The organism is Vibrio floridensis (assembly GCF_021852965.1).
Lineage (GTDB): Bacteria > Pseudomonadota > Gammaproteobacteria > Enterobacterales > Vibrionaceae > Vibrio > Vibrio floridensis.
The window spans coordinates 234,921-254,456 of the sequence record NZ_JAKGCY010000002.1 but is presented as its reverse complement, the minus strand read 5'-3'; the positions used below and the strand labels follow the sequence as shown (position 1 = coordinate 254,456).

The following is a 19,536-nucleotide window of genomic DNA, read 5'->3' as shown; positions in this document are numbered from 1 at the left end:
CATAAGTCGATTTAACCATATCAAAAGGAAAAACCCAACGCTTGGAAAGAGAAAGCAGCGAGTTAAGCCACTTTCCTTACAAGAATTTAACGTGTTTTAATCACGAGCTGATTGGTTTGCTTTACTTCTTCCATAACTACGTAGGTACGAGTGTCGTTTACACCGGGTAAGCGAAGCAGTGTATCACCAAGTAGTTTACGATAAGCACCCATATCGGATACGCGTGTTTTCAACAAATAGTCGAAATCACCGGAAACAAGATGGCACTCTTGAATATCATCAAGCTTTTGAACCGCTGCGTTAAACTGTTCAAACACGTCTGGAGCACCACGGTTTAGTGTGATTTCCACGAATACAAGTAATGAAGCATCAAGATACTGTGGGTTCAGCAACGCTGTGTATCCAGTAATGTAGCCTTGACGCTCTAAACGACGCACACGCTCTAAACAGGGTGTAGGGGAAAGACCCACACGTTTAGAAAGTTCTACGTTTGAAATGCGACCGTCTTTTTGCAATTCATTCAAAATATTGCGATCGATACGGTCTAAATCCTTGGACGGCCTTTTGTAGTTATCTACCATTTTTTATTCCACCTTATTACTTCCTTGCAAAAAAATATACTACAACTTTTTAATATTCAGTATCAAATTTTGCCACATCACATCTATACTAGGCACAAATTCGACATTACACCCTACACATAGTCAATACAACCATAATAAATCGAGGAGTCAGGATGATTATTGGCGTTCCAAAGGAAATCAAGAACCATGAATACCGTGTCGGTATGATCCCAGCCAGTGTGAGAGAACTGATCTCACATGGTCACCAAGTTTTTGTCGAAACCAATGCCGGTGCTGGCATCGGTTTTTCAGACGATGATTACATCGCTGTAGGCGCATCCATTCTTCCTACTGCTGCTGACGTATTTGCCAAAGCAGAAATGATTGTAAAGGTCAAAGAACCTCAAGCTGTTGAGCGAGCCATGCTCAAAGAGGGGCAAATATTATTTACTTATTTGCACCTAGCTCCAGATTTTCCACAAACTGAAGAGCTAATCAAGAGCAAAGCTGTCTGTATTGCCTACGAGACTGTAACAGATCATATGGGTCGCTTACCACTACTTGCTCCAATGTCTGAAGTTGCAGGTCGAATGTCAATCCAAGCTGGTGCACAGACGTTAGAAAAATCTCACGGTGGACGTGGGTTACTTCTAGGCGGCGTACCAGGTGTGGAACCTGCAAAAGTTGTCGTCATTGGCGGCGGCGTAGTGGGTGCTAACGCAGCTCGTATGGCAATTGGCTTACGTGCGGACGTCACAATCCTTGACCGCAACGTTGATACTCTTCGTAAGTTAGACGAAGAATTCCAAGGCCGTGCTAAAGTCGTTTATTCTACAGAAGATGCGATTGAGAAGCACGTTCTAGAAGCCGATTTGGTTATCGGAGCGGTTCTGATCCCCGGTGCGGCAGCGCCTAAACTCGTGACCAAAGAACACATCGCGAAGATGAAACCGGGTTCTGCGGTGGTTGATGTGGCTATCGACCAAGGTGGCTGTTTTGAAACATCACATGCAACAACGCACGCTGACCCAACTTATGTTGTCGACGATGTTGTCCATTACTGTGTTGCCAACATGCCAGGCGCGGTTGCTCGCACATCAACATTCGCACTAAACAATGCGACGCTTCCATACATTGTCAAGCTTGCAAACAAAGGCTACCGCGACGCATTACTTGCCGATAAAGGCTTTTTGTTGGGCCTTAATGTCATCCATGGAAAAGTGACATGTAAAGAGGTTGCTGAAAGTTTTGGATTGGACTACGTTGACCCGGCGGAAGCCATTCGTACGTTCAACTAATTTATTACGTTTGCCAACGCTATCATTAAAAGGCTCGCTTAAACGCGAGCCTTTTTATTATTACAGCAAGTTCTAAATTATAACTACAAAGTCTAGATATATTACTGCCACACACACATTTATTGGGACTTTTTACTGCGAGAGGCATGGATAATAATGTTTCTTGGAGTAATATCCCGCTCACAAAACTCACATAATGACACATCGTACCCCTGCTCTTGCAGATACATCGCCTTATCATAGATCAACCACATTTCGAGCGCGCGTTGAAAAACTTGCTGCACCAAGCTCAACGCTTCCATACGCCAAAAACGTTCTACACCGCTTTTCTCATATTGGGCAAAACTTACCTTAGGCAAATGAAAACCCTTAACTTCAGCCGCCCATTGACAAAAAGCTTCAAAACCGAGAGAAAGTTGCGACTTTTTGATGCTCGGCACAGGCATATATTCTTGCAAGCCACACTCATGACGAAGCAACAGATCCAAACCAAGACGATATGTCATTTCTAACTCACGATGGCGCTGAACCCGATGACCGCCAGTCACCGTCTGTTGAAGCGGGATTCTCAGTTCACTTCGACTCAACTTCAAAGTAGAGCCTTTTGCCATGGTCGACATAGCTTGGTATGACGAATTCTGAACCAAATGATAACAACATGGCGCCAGGGTAATTGCGGCCAATCGCTTTTCACAACCATACTGCATCAAGCGAACATGTAAGTCTCCACACGCATGCAGCGCTACCGCATGCTGCTCGGCTTTAAAATACTGTTTAGCTGTCGGTTGCAAAGCATCACCTTGGACAAAATGTATCGGCAAGTTCAGCGCATTTGCCTCGGATTGGCCACTTTCACATAGAGATGATTGAAACTCAAAACTCGTAACACGCTGACCCGTTTGGGATGCCAAAACACGTCCTAGATACCCCTTTCCAGAACACCATTCCAACCACTCTTTTCCATAATGAAATGCCAAGCTATACGAACCCATTGCTTCAATTTGCTTAAGCTTTCGACCAGGAATTCCAATATCTAAACGTTTATCTAAGCCAATGTTGGCAGTCGAAGATGGCGCAAGAGAAATCGCCGCAAATACAGCTTTGCTGCCTGGAATAAATCGACTTAGCTGCTCAACCAAGCTTGAAGTATCGGATTTGTAATGTGACAGTTCTTGTTGAGTGAGTGATTCCAACCAAGCGCACATCTCAGGGTGCGTTTCGAACCAAGGAAGTTGACTGTGCAAACTCTGATGAAACGGCTCAAAACGCCAGAGTCTTTCTTGCCCGGTAAGCCATTCATCAAGCAACAGAAATTGGTTTTGCATGTTTCCCCCTAAAATCGCGTCGCTATTCTAGGGGGAACAAGAGTGTGTGAAAAGGGATTTAACGGACAGGCAGGACAATGTCTTTAAACATCTCTTCAATTTCTACATTCGATTTAAGAGAAATCGCTTGCTCAACTACCGGGCGAGTTAAATGAGGGGCAAATCGCTCCATGAAATCGAACATATAGGAGCGTAAAAATGTTCCTCGGCGGAAGCCGATACTGGTAGTACTTGCCCCAAATAGATGGCTTGCGTCTATCGATACCAGATCTTTATCCTGCTCTTTGTCCACCGCCATACTGGCAATCACACCGACGCCAATACCCATGCGTACATAGGTTTTGATGACATCCGCATCGGTTGCTGTAAACACCACTCTCGGCGTTAATCCAACGCGATTGAACGCGGTGTCTAACTCAGATCGCCCAGTAAATCCAAATACATAAGTCACTAATGGATAAGAAGCCAAATCTTGAATAGTCACTTTTTCTTTCTTTGCCAATGGGTGATCTTTAGGTACAACAATCGAACGATTCCAATGGTAACAAGGCAACATAATCGCATCTTGATATAAATGAAGAGCTTCGGTTGCTATCGCGAAATTTGCCGTTCCTTTCGCAATCGCTTCAGACATTTGGCTTGGTGTTCCTTGGTGCATGTGCAAGGATACCTTCGGGTAGCGCTTGACGAAGCCTTTGATCACATCAGGCAACGCATAACGAGCTTGGGTATGGGTGGTTGAAATGTTCAGCGTTCCCATTTCAGGATTGGTGTACTCACCAGCAACAGCTTTAATGCTCTCAACTCGAGAAAGAATTTCTTGCGAAATCCGCACGATATCCTCACCCGCTTTGGTCACTTGCGTCAGATGCTTACCACTACGCTCAAAAATTTGAATACCCAACTCATCTTCAAGTAATCGGACTTGCTTACTAATCCCTGGCTGGGAGGTATACAAACTTTCCGCTGTGGCAGACACGTTTAAATTATGATTTACAACCTCAACAATATACTTCAGTTGCTGCAGTTTCATATTGGCCTCGTACTCCGTTACTAATAACAAATCCTACACATAAAAGTAAAATTCGCGCAAACTCAGTTCTCAAATATAATTATTAGTTATAACGTGTAAGAACTGAAATGAACAGAGAAATCGCGTCTTTCATTTGGTTGAAGCTGCAAAGAGTTTTTTGGACTCTTGGATTTTGTAATCCACCCCGCATTCTTTGAGAGGCGTAACAACTTTTGATGATGAAAGCTTTTCATAACAGTAATAATCACTAAGAATATGATTAATAGGTACATGCCATCATTAGAATCGTGTATCCTTTGTCGTTAGCCGTTACTCTTTGAAGCAGACAACACAGATATGAATATTGGTTTAATCATCGTTCTGGTCGCCGTTTTACTGGTCCTTGTTATTGGTTACAACGTTATGTTGCAATACAAAGTCAAGGCTGAAACTGCGAAAAGACAAGAATCAGCCCGCTATGTTGCCATTATTGATGCAACCGAAGAGTTGATCGGGCATGCTCATCACTTACCTTATAGCAAGGACCTTTTAGTCTGCTTAAACAACCGCATTTTAGATGCGCTAGAAAACATGGCTTCACTTGATCCCAAAAGTAAGCAACTTGCACAGCGTGTCGAAGCGATGAAACAGCAAATAGATCATCTCAAAAATAACTTTCAAGGTGGGGAAAGTGCTGCATTTAAGGTACCTAGCAGCGACAAACAAGCCATCGTCATGTTGAAACTTGTGAAACGATTGAGAGATACCATTCGCAACGAGCACAACAAAGGCCGTTTTGATACTCAAGCATATGTTGAGGAAAATGCTCGTCTTGAAACCATTCAAATTCGTATTAACATCGAAAACGTCATTAAACGTGCACACGACTCTATTGCGAGAGGCCAAGCCGGTACAGCAGTTCAACTATTACGCAAAGGCATTGATGTGTTAAGCACTAAAAACGATGCATACTCAATACAAGCCAAAGAAAAGTTGGAAACTATGCTCAATGAATTAGACCGTAAACGTTCTGATAAAAATGCGGTAGAGTTGCAGCAAATGGAAGAAAAAGAGCGTAACAACGATATGGATGCACTCTTCGGCGATAAGAAAAAGTGGTAAGATTCGCCACAACGATTCTCTTTACAAAGGTCGCCAACGCGGCCTTTTTTCATCACAAGTTAAACTGATTTATGATGTCTCTCGAAGCGTACCAAGACCTGCTAGAACCAATTAACCAATTTTTGCAATGCCCAACCCCTGATGAATGGGTTGCCGAAGCCAAAAAAGCGGAAAACCTGCCGACTATTTTGATCGACCATTTGCTTTGTGAGCTAAAAGCAGGCCAATCCGCTATGTACCTAATCCGCAAATATGCAGTGGATAAAGAAAGCTCACATACCCTACTCGATTGGTTTAAGCCATATGAAGATTTTGCCTATCGTGGAATTGGTTCCATTGAAACACTAAAAGGTAAAAGTAACATTTCTAAAGCCATTATGGCTAAGTCAAACTCTCCTTATAGCCAAGAGCTTATTGATAAAATGGTCTTACTCATAAAAGAGGAGTTACACCACTTTTACCAAGTTCTTGAAATCATGTGTGCTAGAGGGATTGAATACGAAAATGTGACCGCAAGCCGTTATGCAAAGGGGTTACTGTCACACATGAAAACACACGAGCCAGAAACACTGATCGATAAACTTATTATTGGTGGATATATTGAGGCACGCTCTTGTGAACGCTTCGCTAAACTTGCCCCTCACATGGATGATGATATTGCCAAGTTCTACGTTTCTCTACTACGCTCAGAGGCTCGTCATTACCAAGATTACCTCACTCTCGCAGAGCAGATCGCTGGCAAAGATATAAGCGAGCGAGTTGCCTTTTTCGGTCAAATTGAAGCTCAGCTGATTTACTCAAAAGACAGTGACTTTAAATTTCACAGTGGCGTGCCCATGCGCTGAGAAAATTACTTACTGATTAACAAGTAAAAAGCCCGCTGGTAAGCGGGCTTTGATTTAGTGGAGATTTAGCGGTAGTAGTGAGGTAGCTTCTCTAGCATCTTCGCTTCTTGATACTTACGAAGTTCAAAGTCTGTACCTATCGTAAACGATTTTAGCATGTCAAAGTCTTTGCCAAGATACTCTTTACCTTCGTGCTTCTGGAGGAAGTTAACATCAAACTGCTTAGCCACTTCTTTCGCTTCCGCCCAGAAAGGAGGGATCCAACGAGTGGTATAGTTGATGATAGTGAAGAAAGTACTTGTGTATCTACTTGTAGAGTCTAGAACACATACACCGTCAGTAAACTGATAAGCACATCCAACATTATTTGAAGCAACTATCTTCTGAGCCTGAATTAGATCCGCCACAACGGTATCTAAAGCAGTAAATAACGTTGTCCTAGCAGCCGCTACGTCTTCAGCTGTTGAGTTTTTATCACGAGCTACGATGTTGTACTGTACCATGTGAGGCTCAACCGCGAGCATCAATGCATAAGCGCCAGGTTGGCGCAAAACCGCAGTCTGATCAGGAGTACTCATATAAGCGCCGAATTGTGGAGCTGACTTAAGTGCTTCTTTCCATTGAACATCGTACTGTTCTACAAACTCTGTTACGCCATCTAAAGAAGGCTCTGACTTCAAGTATGCCTCAGTGCGGAATACCTCTGAGTTAAGAGCTTTAGAAATCAACTCTTGGGCAATTTTATGCTCACGTCCTGCAGAGTACTTACGTCCATCCAGTTCTAGCTCCAAGTGACCAACTCGAGCCGCATCGCCTGTCGTATCTAATACCGAAATAGAATCAATAAAGTTTCTCGACAAAAACTTTTTCTCTGGATGAGCTGACTCTGCATCATAAGCTAACGCTTTCAACGTAGCTTCTACAAGGTTAGTTTCCTGAGTGCGGTTAATGTGAGTAAACCAACTCATGATGATATTCTCAGGATAACCTAAACGGCTGATCTTCTGAGTGGTGTAATCCGGTGTGTAAGGCGCTTGAGAAGCGACATACTGCCCATTCTGATCAACAAATTTGTAGTCAGAGTACTCTGTACCCACAACCCAGTGACGCACTAGTTCGTCAACTTTGTTGCGCACTGTCGGGATATCCAAGATTGCAGTATCTCCACCACGAACCATATCTCGGCTAGCGATCATTTCTGCTGCAATTAAGCGATAGAACCAAACACCAAATGCATCAATTTCATCATAGTTAGACCAATCGCTCATTTCATGGTTAACCGTGCTACCTGCAGTCTGGTGATTCATAAACTGACCGCCCTCTAGCTCTGCTATAACTTCAAAGCCTTCACGATTATTTGGTACATCCTCGTCAAAATTAAGCTTTAACTGCTCTTTAAGTGTTTTATCAAAACAGTTTACTGGAAGTTTATGTGATGCATCTAAGTCCCAACGAACTTTTCCATATAGCTCACTTAGAGTCATGTTCTGGATTGAAAGCGTTTTGCCTTTATCCTCTGTGACCTTAACCTGACAAGTTTTTTCCGGTGTTGCAAGAATGCTGACCATCAAATCGCCAGCTTTTTGGGCGGCATTGTAGTAGTCACAAGCAGTGTCCCATCTTGGTTTACCAGTGCTCTGCTGAACGATACACATTGATTTACCAAATTCATCTGCATCAGGCCAGCCGTTGAATTCAGCAGCCATATTAATCCAGCCCCAGGACTGCATACCATGGCTAGCAATATCCATCATGCGGTTACGGAAGAAGAAATATCGCCCAATAGTTCCACGCTCCGTAAACGAATAGTCATCACTTCGGAAATTGAACATCTCATGGAAATCACGTAGGTTCTGATAGTGATAGTTGGCACTTTCAATTCTGGTAGTACCTTCATCATGGCGATCACAACTCCAAGTACTACCAACATTACCATCAGTACAGAACTCATATGATCTTAGTGTGATTTCTGCAGGTAGAGGTAAAGCCGGAGCAACTGGCTCTATTGGTTTTTCTAAATCAGACTCTGGAGTTCCATTCGCTATCGCTTCCTCATATTCGGCCAATGCTCGCTGATAAGCTTCCAATGCTACTGCATACTCGTTATGCGCTGCTTTATATTCAGCCAACTCAACTGAATGATTTTCACTTAAAGAAAACTCTAGTTGCGTAATTGGTGAATAGACTGAACGCTCGGTATTTTCGGGAAGATTTGTTTGTAAGTACTTATTTGCATACTTAGCATCAAATGGCTTTAAGCTGTGGAAAGAACCATTTTTATCTTCAATCTCTCGTGCATATGCCAGACGCAATGCGGCAATATCATACTGACCAAACAATGGCTCGATATCTAGCTCGGACGGCGCATAATCCATAATTGAGCTAGCTGCTGGCACACCTCTTAGACCCAATGATTGAGCTTGGACTTCACTATAGAAGTTGCTCTTGTCCGCTGAGCCTTCGAAGTTGTGGCGCAGACCAAGGTTATGCCCAACTTCATGCACTAATGTCGTTTTATAGTTATGAACACCAAATACGTTGTTTACAACTTTGCGCTGGTGGTAATTAAGTGCATCCCAGTCTTTTAATTGTTTGTTAGCATTTAAGAAACCTTGGTTTTCGAAATCAATACCCGGTAGAGAATTCTTTTCAGTGCTTGATATCCATACATTCTTCGCTGAGAACATGTTGTTACGTGACCAGAACTCTTCAACTTTGTCTTGGTCAAGGATCTCATCAACCGCTTCTTTAGCATCACCAAATAAGTTTGCGTACGCTTCACTACTACGAATCTGAGCAGTCGGGTCAATGATTGTCATCTCGCGAGTTTTAAGTTCCAGTACACGTTCTGTTTCTGGAGCAAAATAGCCGTCAGAAGTTCCCTCAGACTGATTAGTGGGCAGAGGTTTTACTTTAACAGAGTTCAGTGCAATGCCCGCAACTTCTACTGGCTCAGCATTTTTCTGCAAGTCTGCTAACTGATTTGCATTATATAGGTCAACAAACTGATCCCATTGACGCGGTACCGTTCTTAAAACAGTTCCTGGATACATATTGGTATACGCACTAATGATTTCACCAGTTAGTGGGTTAGCAGCAGATGGTCCATAACCGAGAAGACCTGTATCTGAAGGTTCTGTGAACAAATTAATCGCGTTGTAGCGTAGGTCCCCAGAAACAATCCCTGCAGGCTTGTCCCGGTTTACCACTTTCACTGGTGGTATACCGATCTGTGACATCTGTCGAGCCATGGTATCCATACTTTCAAGCGTCGCTTTCAGCCACATCTCGTTCTCTGGCTCAAAAAATTCGTCATTCAAGTAAAAGTCAATAGAGTCTCGATTCGGTGAAAAACGATTCAGATAAGAACCACGCGTAAACTCTGATTGCGTTGCCCCATTTGTGTCCGCTTTCTTAAAGCTACTGGTGAAAAAGCCAAATTTATTTTGATCCGCTGGAGCTTGGTAAACTGCTTGATATTTTGGATCTGCAAACTTGTCTAGACGCACAAGGGAGTAGAAGAAACGTCCTTTTCCGTTCCCACCTTTAAACTCACGCTCTAGCTCAATGTTAATGACCCCACTATTTGGATCAAACTCCGTCATCGCAACTTTTGTCGCTTTGGCATCTTTACCAAAATAGTCGTTAATATCATTGATGTAAGCTTCTAGCTTTTCAAACTTTGGAAGAAAATGCGTACGTTCATACCACTCAGCCTGGAGATCAGGTACTTTTTCTTCTTTGTTGGTACAATCGCCATAGCTGTCTTCTTGACAACGATAGGCTGTGTAATCACCAGGTATTTTGAGAACTGGTGTTGCATTGATACTGTCAGCCCAACGGCTTTCTTCAAGTGATTGAGGGTTGTTTGGATCGTACTTAACGATGTCGGGGTCAATTCGCTTAGCAACCAAGCCGTGCTCGGTTAAACTTAAGCTAACTAAAACTTCGCTGCCTGCAAAAAAGGCATACATGTCCGAATCACGAGGTGCAGATGACGTCGATGGACGATACATCCAAACACCAGGCAACGGGATCTCTTTAATATCTTGATAATCTGTTACTGGTTTATAACTTGTTATAGAAGCGATACTTATTTGATTACTGTCTTTATCCAAGTAATCGTATGCTTGGTCATCTGCACCACAGCCCGCCAAAGCGAAAGCTATAGCCGATGCTAAAACCACTTTCCTAAATGCCATGTTTGTTTCCTTTTTTTATTTGTTGCTTCCTAGAAGGAAAATGTAACTGTTGCTGAATATGAGGCTTTATCTTGGTCAAATAGATCGATATTGCCTAACGTCCCGCGCTCTGCATCCTGATAAACACCAGAAGACGAAGCACTCAGAGAGGCAGACCATTGGTCGTTGATCGTATAACTGCCATAAATGGAGCCACCATATGTCCAACTTGAACGTCGTGTCCCTTGATAACTGATGGTGTTGCCACCCAGCATCGAAATACCTGTAGAAAAAGAACCCCAAGACATGCTTGCACTACTGGAGAGTGAGTAAGTCCACTCGGTTAGCGACCTGCCAGCAATCGTCTTATATTCGTGGAAATTCTTTCTTAAGCGAGGAGATACGTTGAAATTGACATCCCAAATTTTAAAACTGACGGGTACTGCCAAACGGAAAGCAGTATTCAGTTCGTCTTTTTGAGAAGTTTCAGAAGTAGGAATCGTAAATTGGCCACTTAAACTGACTCGTCCAGTATCACCAAAAGTGAATAGGTTGGAATAGTTTACGCCCACTACAGAATCGGTAATGTAATCACCGGTTTTGTCTTCTAGCGTCCTGTATCCACCACTTGAAAAAAAGGCTCTGGTTTTATCTGTCAGTTTGTAGTTTAAGCTGCCACCCCAAGAAAAACTTCTGACTGAGCGATAGTCATCTTTATCGTATATATTGGTGTCGTAAGTCAGTGACAAAGACCCGCCGACATTGCAAAGAATACAAGATGCACTTTCGTCGGTTTGAGTAAACTCTGCTTGCGAGCTATCTTGTGTTTCACTATTTTCCTCGGCATATAATGATGAAGAAAATAATGCACCTAATAGAATAGCTAGCGGAGTAATCCTCCACTTTTTAGTGTGTTGCATATTGTTAACTTCCATGAGAATTAAGTTTATTTAAATAAACTTAAGTTAAACGGTTTACCAAGCTCAATTTGTGCGTGTCCTTCGCAGAAATTCTTGGTAAGCCTATTAACCGCAAGGCGTTTACCATACGGTTAAATTCCATATTATTGTTAATCTACTGTTATCTCACTTTATAGCAAAATAATATTAAATTCTAAAAGATTCACTTTCTCTATATGTAACAAACTATGATATTTTTCGAGCTAAATCTCTTTTTCTCGTTCGATATTTGGGATGAGTAATCGGTATTGCTGAGAGTAACTTTTTCGTATAATCATTTTGCGGGTCATTGTAGATATCGACGGATTTACCGTACTCCACAATTTCACCAAAATACATTACTGCCACATTATCTGAAACTTGTCTCACGACAGATAAGTCATGCGATATAAAGATAATTGCCAAATTCATTTCTTGTTGCAATTTTAAGAGCAAATTAATAATTTGTGCTTGGACTGAAACATCTAAAGCCGATACTGACTCATCACAAATAAGTAATTTGGGTTTTAATGCAATGGCTCTCGCGATGCCTATCCGTTGACGCTGTCCACCCGAAAACTCGTGTGGGTATCGGTTAATCGCATTGCTCGGCAAACCCACTTTTTCTAACAGCTCCAACACCCAGGTTTTACGCTCTTGAGGAGAGCCTACTTTATGAATAATAAAAGGCTCTTCTAATATCATACCGATAGTATGGCGTTGATTAAGCGACTCAAGTGGATCTTGAAAAACGATTTGCATCTCTTTACGCAATGGTCTCATGCCTTTCGGTGAGAGCTTGGTAATATCACGTCCTTCAAAAAAGATCTTTCCATCGGTTGGCTCAAACAATTTTAAGATAGTCCGGCCTAACGTGCTTTTACCACAGCCAGACTCTCCAACAAGGCCTAGCGTTTCACCGCGCTTTACACTTAACGAAACGCCATCAACGGCTTTGACTGTATAACCTTTTGAAAATAATTTTTTCCCTGAAACAAAATGTTGCTTTAGACCTTCGATTCTGAGTATCTCTTCCATAATCAACCTCGAAACTCTGGAAATTTGGAAATATCAATCGGCTTGATTTCAATCAGCTGTTTTGGTTCGTGTTCAAGGCTTGGCATCAATCCCATAAGGCGTTCGGTATAAGGATGTTTCGGTGAGTCAAACAACTCAAATACATCTGCATATTCAACAATCTTACCGCCGTACATAACGGCAACGTCATCGCATATTTCTGCCACAACCCCAAGGTCATGAGTGATAAAGATCACCGCCATACCCGTTTCTTCTTGAAGTTCATTGATCAACTCCAAGATAGAGGCCTGTACGGTAACATCTAGGGCGGTTGTGGGCTCGTCACAGATCAATATTTCCGGTTTACAAGCCAATGCCATCGCGATCATAACGCGCTGTCTCATACCACCGGAAAGATTGTGTGGATACTCATCTAGTCGTTTTTCAGGCATCGGAATACGCACTTTTTTAAGCATGTCCAAAGCTTGTTCACGCCTTGCTCTGCCGTTCAAATCTGGTCGATGAAGCTTTAGAACTTCCATCAGTTGTTTTCCGACTGTGTGAACGGGATTAAGCGCCGTCATGGGATCTTGGAAGATGATGGAAATACGGTCACCACGCATGGAGTACATTTCTTCCGCTGCTAAAGTCACAAGATCTTTACCACGGTATAGAATTTGCCCGCCAATAATTCGACCATAAGGTTTGGGAAGTAAACCCATGATCGACATTGACGTGACACTTTTTCCACATCCAGATTCACCCACTAAACCTAGTGTACGTCCTTTCTTTACGTCAAAACTCACACCGTGAAGCACTTGCACGGCTCCATCGTCTGTCTGGAACTCAGTTTCTAAGTTTCTAACGCTGAGAACTACTTCGTTGTTCATCTTCCAAATCCCTACTAACTACATCTTGTATCTTTCATCGACAATCGTGACTTTCGGGAAGGTGCTACCAGATTTCATCGCTTTTTCTGTTTCCTTCTTCACCGCCTCGTCAATCCAGAAGTTACCGATATCCATAGGATGGAAGATGTTCTCTGTTGCTTTAGTCATTGGGGTTTCTGGCATTTTCAACCAGCGCCAATGTACTGCACGGGTATAAGGAACCATGTATCCAGGCACAATGATGTTGGCCGCCGACACGTAATCTTGGATTTGATGAGAAAGTGCAAATCGTTTCTCTTGTGCAAATTCTGCGTCGTACTCTTCAATCAGTCTATCGAGCTCAGGGCTGCTATAGTTTGTGTGTGCATTGGTCTGAGGTTTGTTGGCATTATCTGAGTGCAAATACTCCCAATAAGATGGTATCTCTCCCGACCCCATGTTCAAGAAGGCAAGTTGGTGTTTTTTCTCGAGGATGTACTTAAATGCAGAGGAACCATCAACAAGGTTTAGAGTGAACTCTAAACCGGCTAATTTGGCTTGTTCTTTCAGATAGGCGATTCGTGGTGTCCAGGATTGGTAGCCATAAGTGATCGAAAACGACAATCTTTGACCATTGCTATTCACGCGAATACCATCTGCACCTATTTTATCAAAACCAGCGTTTTCGAAGTGTTGAATAGCCGTTTCTGCATTGAATTCAGGTGCTTTATTATCAGCTTTATCATATTGGCCATGACCAAACCCTAAACCGTGAGGCTTGCGCGAATAATCTCCACGCATAATGTTGACAATCATGCCGTCATAATCTGTCGCAGACATAATGCCTTTACGAACGTTAATATCGCCGAGTAGCGGCATGGCAGTATTGATCCACAGACCTCCTGCGCCCTGAGGTGCTTGGTTGTAACCCCAAAACTTGTGGATATAACCTTTTTCAAACCCTTCAGAATCTGCTTTGCTATGCCAGAATTCAGGCAAAATCATATCGTAGAAGTCTAAGTTGCCTTTCTCGAAATGCTTAAGGGCAATATCCTGATCTCTGATCACGTTGATGCGAACTCGTTCAACGTTGTAACGGTGCTGGTAATAACGATTCGTGTAACCCCACCAGTCTTCGCCAACATGTTTAAAAGTGACTCGCTTGCCCTTTTCTACATCAGCCATGTAATAGGCTGCTGTCGTTGGCTCAGCTTTAAAGTTGAACGCTCGAACGAAGTTATCTGGCATCCCGTCGTTATTCTCGTCCTTAGTCCCTTTGAAAAAGTGTTCTGGGCGTGGTTGTACACCATTACTTGGCATATTGATCAACACCATCAATGCGTCGTTGCTTTGTGCAGTCGCTGTTTTGATAGCAATGGTATAGTCATCATATTTCACTACTTCTTTGATGCTAGTGGTGAAGAAGTCGTTATACCAAGGATCGATAATGTCTTTTGATTGGTAGTACTTCATCATAAACACGTAATCATCAGCGGTTACTTTTTCACCATCTGACCATTTTGCATTTTTGTCCAGTTTGAAATAAACCGTTTTGTTGTCTTCATCAAAAGCCCATGCTTCTGCCAACTGAGGAATCCATTTACCGGTATTTGGATGACGTTGAGCTAACTTAGGCGCACCATCCATGAAATAATGACGCAGGCCTGAATTGGCATCCGGTCCTACGCTTCTTAACGTTTGTGGAAAACTAACCATATAAGTGGTCAAAGTCCCGCCGCGTTTCGCTTCACTTGAGGCAAAAAGCGGTTCATTGGCATTCGTTGTCCATTGCTGCGCAGTTGGCAGCGATTGAGCCACTGCATTGAAACTTAACGCGGACAAAGCCGCAATGCTTGCTAGAGTCAATTTGGTATGTTGCATCTGTATTTCTTCCTTGAAACGGATACTTACACGTATCGCGTAAATTTCTTTGGATCAAAGGCAGCTCGAATGGCCTCACCGATGAAGGTTACCATAACCAAAACGGTAACAATCGATGCGACAACAGACGAAACAATCCACGGAGAATCCAAATTAGATTTACCTTGTTGTAATAGTTCTCCCCAACTTGGCGTTGGAGGCATTAGCCCGAGCCCTAGATAATCTAAAGCTGTCAAAGCGGTAATATTTCCTGCAATCGTAAACGGGGCAAGCGTCACAATCATCACCATGGTATTGGGTAAAATATGATGCATTAAAATACGCCAAGTTGACGCCCCCAACGCTTTTGCAGCCAAAACATACTCTCGCGCTGATTCTTTGTAGGTCATGGTTCGCATGTACCAAGTCATTCCCATCCAACCGAATAAAACGTTGATCGCGACAAACAGCGTAAAGGTGGGTTGAGTGATTGAAACCAATATCATGATCACATAGAGGAATGGCACCATAGACCATACTTCGATCAAACGCTGAACAAACAAGTCAAACTTTCCGCCAAAGAAACCCATAGCACATCCAACAACGGTGCCGATTGCATAGGAGACCGCCATCGTTGCCAAAGCAAAACCCATTGCTGTTCTAAACCCATAAACGAGACGTGCAAGGATATCGCGACCAATGACATCAGTGCCTAGATAGTGCTTAGATTCTAGGCTTGGTGCCGTTGGTGGAAAATCGCCACTAAAATCCTGCTCATAGGGGTTCCACGGTACGATCGGCATTAAGACGAAATCACCGCTTTCAGCTTCTTGGAAAGTCTTTTGCAAAACACGGTAGTCAGCTTCACTTGCGTAATCTAACCCGAATTCATTCCCAGCTCTTACATCACTAATCACTGGAAAGTACCAATTACCTTGGTATTTAACGATCAAGGCTTTACTGTTCACCAACAGTTCCGCAAACAAAGACAGTGTCAATAAAGTAACAAGAATAAGAAACGACCAGTATCCGCGTTTAATATCCTTAAACGCTCTTATTTTCTTTTGAGTTAAAGGGCTAACAGTAAACATTAAGCACCGAACCTTACTCGTGGGTCAGTTAATGCCACACAAAGATCTGAAAGAATATTTCCTACCATTAACATTACGGCATTAATAGCGACAATACCCATTACAACTGGATAATCACGTTCAATAATTGATTCGTAGCCCAACAGGCCGATTCCATTAATATTAAAAATAACTTCAATTAAAAAAGAACCCGTCATAAAAAATAATAGTGAATTACCAAAATGGCTGGCTATTGGAATTAAACTGTTCTGCAATGCATGCTTTCTTACCGCTTTTTTAAAGGGTAATCCTTTAGAGATTGCAGTACGGATATAATCTGAAGACAGATTTTCCATTAAGCTATTCTTCATCGTCATTGTTAACGTCGCAAAATCACCAATCAAATAACAAATTAGCGGTAAGACGGCGTGCCACATAATATCTTTAAGCTGAAGCCAGAAGGTTTCATAGTCGTCAAAATCATCACCAACAAAACCACCCATTGGAAACCATTCAAGGTTATAGGCAAAAACGGTAATCAGAAATACACCAACCACATACCCTGGAAGTGCGTACCCCACAAAAATCATGATAGATGAGGCGGAATCGAAAACGCTTCCATGCCTGATGGCTTTGTAATAGCCCAGTGGAATGGAAATGAAATAGCTAATGAAAAACGTCATACCTCCATAAAACAGCGATACAGGTAAGCGTTCAGCGATCATCGTTCCGACGGGTTCGTAGTAACGAGTTGATTCCCCGAAATCGAGTACTAACAAACGAGTTAACCAACTCCAATAAGCTTCAAATATAGGTTTGTCTAGGCCGTAGAAGGCATTCAGCTCCGCCATCTGATCTTCGGAAAGTGCAGAGTTATTACCAGCAATGCTCACTGTTGCCGTGTCGCTACCTGAATGCATACTTGCCAACATGCGTTCTACTGGTCCACCCGGAACGAAACGTGTGATGGCAAAAATGAGGATAGTAATACCAAGAAACGTAGGGACAATTAAAGCCATACGCCGAAAGACATACGATAACACTTACTATGCGCTCCATGCTGTAACATATCAAATTCGAAATTTGCAACAATCCGGTTGCAATAAAGTGTGACCATGTGAAAGATTCTAGGTCATTTCAGCCAACTCATTCCGATGACTGATTGCGCATTAAAAACCAAACGCGGAACAGATATCAAATTCGAAAATTCTAATATGCCCGTTACATTAACGTTACATAGTGAATAGATAGTCACCAACTGATCACGTTCACACCCTACATTACTAATGTACTAGTCAATAGGTTCAGTTTTGGCGGCATCTCATTTAACAAAACCTAGATCTTGATTCAAAAAAAGCACAATTAATATGCATTAATTGTGCTTTTTTATTCAATGCGAGGAAATTGTAAGATTTAATTAAAACTTCGATAAACCTCACACTTTCAACCGCATTAGTATCACCTAACGAACCCTTATAACGACTTTAGACTTGTATTTATAGCCTCTAGGACTGCCGCAGGTTCCATCGATTGTGTGATTGGTCTGCCAATTACTAGATAATCTGCTCCTGAAACTATCGCGTTAACGGGCGTCATGATACGACGCTGATCCCCTTGCTCAGTGCCAATGGGTCTAATGCCCGGTGTGACTAACTTGAAATCTTTTCCTAATTCACTTTTAAGTAAAGATGCTTCTTGTGCAGAACATACAACACCATCGAGCCCCGAGTTCTTCGTTAGGTGGGCAAGGCGCAACACTTGCTCTTGAGGAGCGATATTTAATCCGATTCCAGCCAAATCATTTTGCTCCATGCTCGTTAGCACAGTAACACCGATCAACAATGGGCGGTCTTTGCCGTAAGGTTCAAGAATTTCTCGAGATGCCGCCATCATACGCTCTCCCCCGCTTGCATGGACGTTAACCATCCATACGCCAAGCTCAGCGGCAGCGCGCACAGCTTTCGAACAAGTATTCGGGATATCGTGAAACTTTAAATCTAAGAATACAGAAAAACCACGCTTATGCAGTTCACGTACGAAATCTGGACCAAAGAGCGTAAACATTTCCTTGCCTACTTTAAGGCGACATGAAGCTGGATCTATTTTGTCAACAAAAGCCAACGCGTCTACTTGTTTGTCATAGTCCAACGCCACTATTACTTTTTGGTCAATCATTTCATCTCCTAACGATTTTCTTTTTCTTTACTTTATTTATCTAAAAAAAATGCAGCGGACAGAAAAACTGCCGGCTGCATAAAAATTATTCACCATCCAATCCTCTGATTGGTTTAATGGTTCCCCACCCCTTACATGATGGACAATGCCAATATAAAGAATGGGTGGAAAAGCCACATTTACGACATCGGTAATGTGGTTTCACTTTCAATTGTTCACCAACCATTGCCTGAAGAGTGGTTAAGCTTTCTTTGGCTCTTCCTTCTTCTGCTTCTGCCAAATGGTAATCCATGAGCCGGTAGAAGCCTTTCATCGTTGGATTCTTTATTAGCTGACGAGTGAGTAGTTCTTGGGCAGCACCAACACTTTCATGATGAGCAACTAACTGAGCTAGCATTAGCTCCGCAGACACACCCGCTTTTTTGTTGATACAAGCCCTTAGAAACTCAACCAATTGATCTTCTTGGCCAAGATGGTGATAGCACTCAGCCATGATTGGCAATGCTTCACTGATATAATCCGTGTCTTGTTCCAAGACGTTTTCTAGATACTCAATCGTCTTGTGATACTCTTCCATCTCAAGGTAGACCCGCCCTAATGAGATAGAGGCTCTCACACACTTAGGATCTTCTTGTAGTGCTTTCTTAAAATGACTAATTGCTTTTGTCTGATTACCGTCTGCTTGATCAAGCATGGCTAGCTCACACCAGTAATGAGCAATATTTTTCCTGATCGACTTTTTGCCCGTCTTCACCAACAAATGCGCATAATGAATGGCTTTATCCCACTCTCTTGTTTGTTGATATATCAGGACTAGTTGCTGTAAAGCGGCCTCTCGGTGTTCCGGCTCTTCAACCAATTGCTCTAAGATTTTTTCAGCCCGGTCCAGAAACCCAGAAACCATGTAGTCTTTGGCCAATTGTTGTAAAGCAATGTTCTTTTGCTCTATCGTCAAACGGGAGCGAGAAATGAGATTTTGATGGATGCGAATAGCGCGATCGACTTCTCCTCTTGAGCGAAAGAGATTACCTAACGCTAGATGAGTATCAATCGTATCGTTGTCGACCTGAAGCAGTTCGATGAAGTGATCAACGGCTTTATCTGACTGATCCGATAAAAGCAAGTTTAATCCCGTCACATACTGCTGAGAGATCTGATTGGAGTGCTTCTGCTTGTCATCCTGTGCGCTGCGGTGGCCCATGTACCAACCGTATGCAGCCGCAATTGGGAGTAACAAGAAGAGTAATTCAAGCATTAAACC

The 19,536-nt window shown here is 42.6% G+C and carries 15 protein-coding genes; 3 read left to right on the top strand and 12 right to left on the bottom strand.

Going from position 1 to position 19,536, the window contains the following annotated elements:
• Positions 1-86: 86 nt before the first annotated feature.
• On the bottom strand, positions 87-581 hold the full coding sequence (lrp, locus tag LZU85_RS05460) for a leucine-responsive transcriptional regulator Lrp (RefSeq protein WP_176297734.1): 495 nt from the start codon (positions 579-581) through the stop codon (positions 87-89).
• A gap of 155 nt (positions 582-736) precedes the next feature.
• Here lrp and ald point away from each other — a divergent pair, with 155 nt between their 5' ends.
• A complete protein-coding gene (gene ald, locus LZU85_RS05455; RefSeq protein WP_176297735.1) occupies positions 737-1,861 on the top strand; it encodes an alanine dehydrogenase in 1,125 nt (374 codons plus the stop codon).
• A 119-nt stretch (positions 1,862-1,980) separates the two neighbouring features.
• Here the strand turns inward: ald and LZU85_RS05450 are convergent, their stop codons facing one another.
• Both LZU85_RS05450 and cysB read right to left on the bottom strand, forming a co-directional pair.
• On the bottom strand, positions 1,981-3,186 hold the full coding sequence (locus LZU85_RS05450; protein WP_237286594.1) for a methyltransferase: 1,206 nt from the start codon (positions 3,184-3,186) through the stop codon (positions 1,981-1,983).
• Between the two features lie 58 nt (positions 3,187-3,244).
• Positions 3,245-4,219 carry an HTH-type transcriptional regulator CysB gene (gene cysB / locus LZU85_RS05445; RefSeq protein WP_176297737.1) on the bottom strand — a complete coding sequence of 325 codons (975 nt, stop codon included), beginning with the start codon at positions 4,217-4,219 and terminating at the stop codon, positions 3,245-3,247.
• A 336-nt stretch (positions 4,220-4,555) separates the two neighbouring features.
• Here cysB and LZU85_RS05440 point away from each other — a divergent pair, with 336 nt between their 5' ends.
• The gene (locus LZU85_RS05440; protein WP_176297738.1) at positions 4,556-5,320 is read left to right on the top strand and encodes a DNA repair protein; all 765 of its coding nucleotides are present in this window, start codon (positions 4,556-4,558) and stop codon (positions 5,318-5,320) included.
• Between the two features lie 71 nt (positions 5,321-5,391).
• A complete protein-coding gene (gene miaE / locus LZU85_RS05435; protein WP_237286593.1) occupies positions 5,392-6,165 on the top strand; it encodes a tRNA isopentenyl-2-thiomethyl-A-37 hydroxylase MiaE in 774 nt (257 codons plus the stop codon).
• A 65-nt stretch (positions 6,166-6,230) separates the two neighbouring features.
• Here the strand turns inward: miaE and LZU85_RS05430 are convergent, their stop codons facing one another.
• The 9 genes from LZU85_RS05430 to lapB all read right to left on the bottom strand — a co-directional run bounded on the left by LZU85_RS05430 (position 6,231) and on the right by lapB (position 19,530).
• On the bottom strand, positions 6,231-10,367 hold the full coding sequence (locus tag LZU85_RS05430) for a zinc-dependent metalloprotease (RefSeq protein WP_237286592.1): 4,137 nt from the start codon (positions 10,365-10,367) through the stop codon (positions 6,231-6,233).
• A gap of 29 nt (positions 10,368-10,396) precedes the next feature.
• A complete protein-coding gene (locus LZU85_RS05425) occupies positions 10,397-11,266 on the bottom strand; it encodes a hypothetical protein (protein ID WP_237286591.1) in 870 nt (289 codons plus the stop codon).
• A gap of 225 nt (positions 11,267-11,491) precedes the next feature.
• A complete protein-coding gene (locus tag LZU85_RS05420; protein ID WP_237286590.1) occupies positions 11,492-12,322 on the bottom strand; it encodes an ABC transporter ATP-binding protein in 831 nt (276 codons plus the stop codon).
• A gap of 2 nt (positions 12,323-12,324) precedes the next feature.
• Positions 12,325-13,191, bottom strand: coding sequence for an ABC transporter ATP-binding protein (locus LZU85_RS05415; protein WP_237286589.1), 867 nt, complete (start codon positions 13,189-13,191; stop codon positions 12,325-12,327).
• Between the two features lie 18 nt (positions 13,192-13,209).
• Entirely contained in the window at positions 13,210-15,051 is a 1,842-nt protein-coding gene (locus tag LZU85_RS05410) for an extracellular solute-binding protein (protein WP_237286588.1), read from the bottom strand.
• A 26-nt stretch (positions 15,052-15,077) separates the two neighbouring features.
• Entirely contained in the window at positions 15,078-16,121 is a 1,044-nt protein-coding gene (locus LZU85_RS05405) for an ABC transporter permease (protein WP_237286587.1), read from the bottom strand.
• The gene (locus tag LZU85_RS05400; protein ID WP_176297747.1) at positions 16,121-17,143 is read right to left on the bottom strand and encodes an ABC transporter permease subunit; all 1,023 of its coding nucleotides are present in this window, start codon (positions 17,141-17,143) and stop codon (positions 16,121-16,123) included. The genes LZU85_RS05405 and LZU85_RS05400 overlap by 1 nt, the downstream gene beginning before the upstream one ends.
• 430 nt (positions 17,144-17,573) lie before the next feature.
• A complete protein-coding gene (pyrF, locus tag LZU85_RS05395) occupies positions 17,574-18,275 on the bottom strand; it encodes an orotidine-5'-phosphate decarboxylase (protein ID WP_237286586.1) in 702 nt (233 codons plus the stop codon).
• A gap of 85 nt (positions 18,276-18,360) precedes the next feature.
• Positions 18,361-19,530, bottom strand: coding sequence for a lipopolysaccharide assembly protein LapB (gene lapB / locus LZU85_RS05390; RefSeq protein ID WP_237286585.1), 1,170 nt, complete (start codon positions 19,528-19,530; stop codon positions 18,361-18,363).
• Positions 19,531-19,536: the final 6 nt, after the last annotated feature.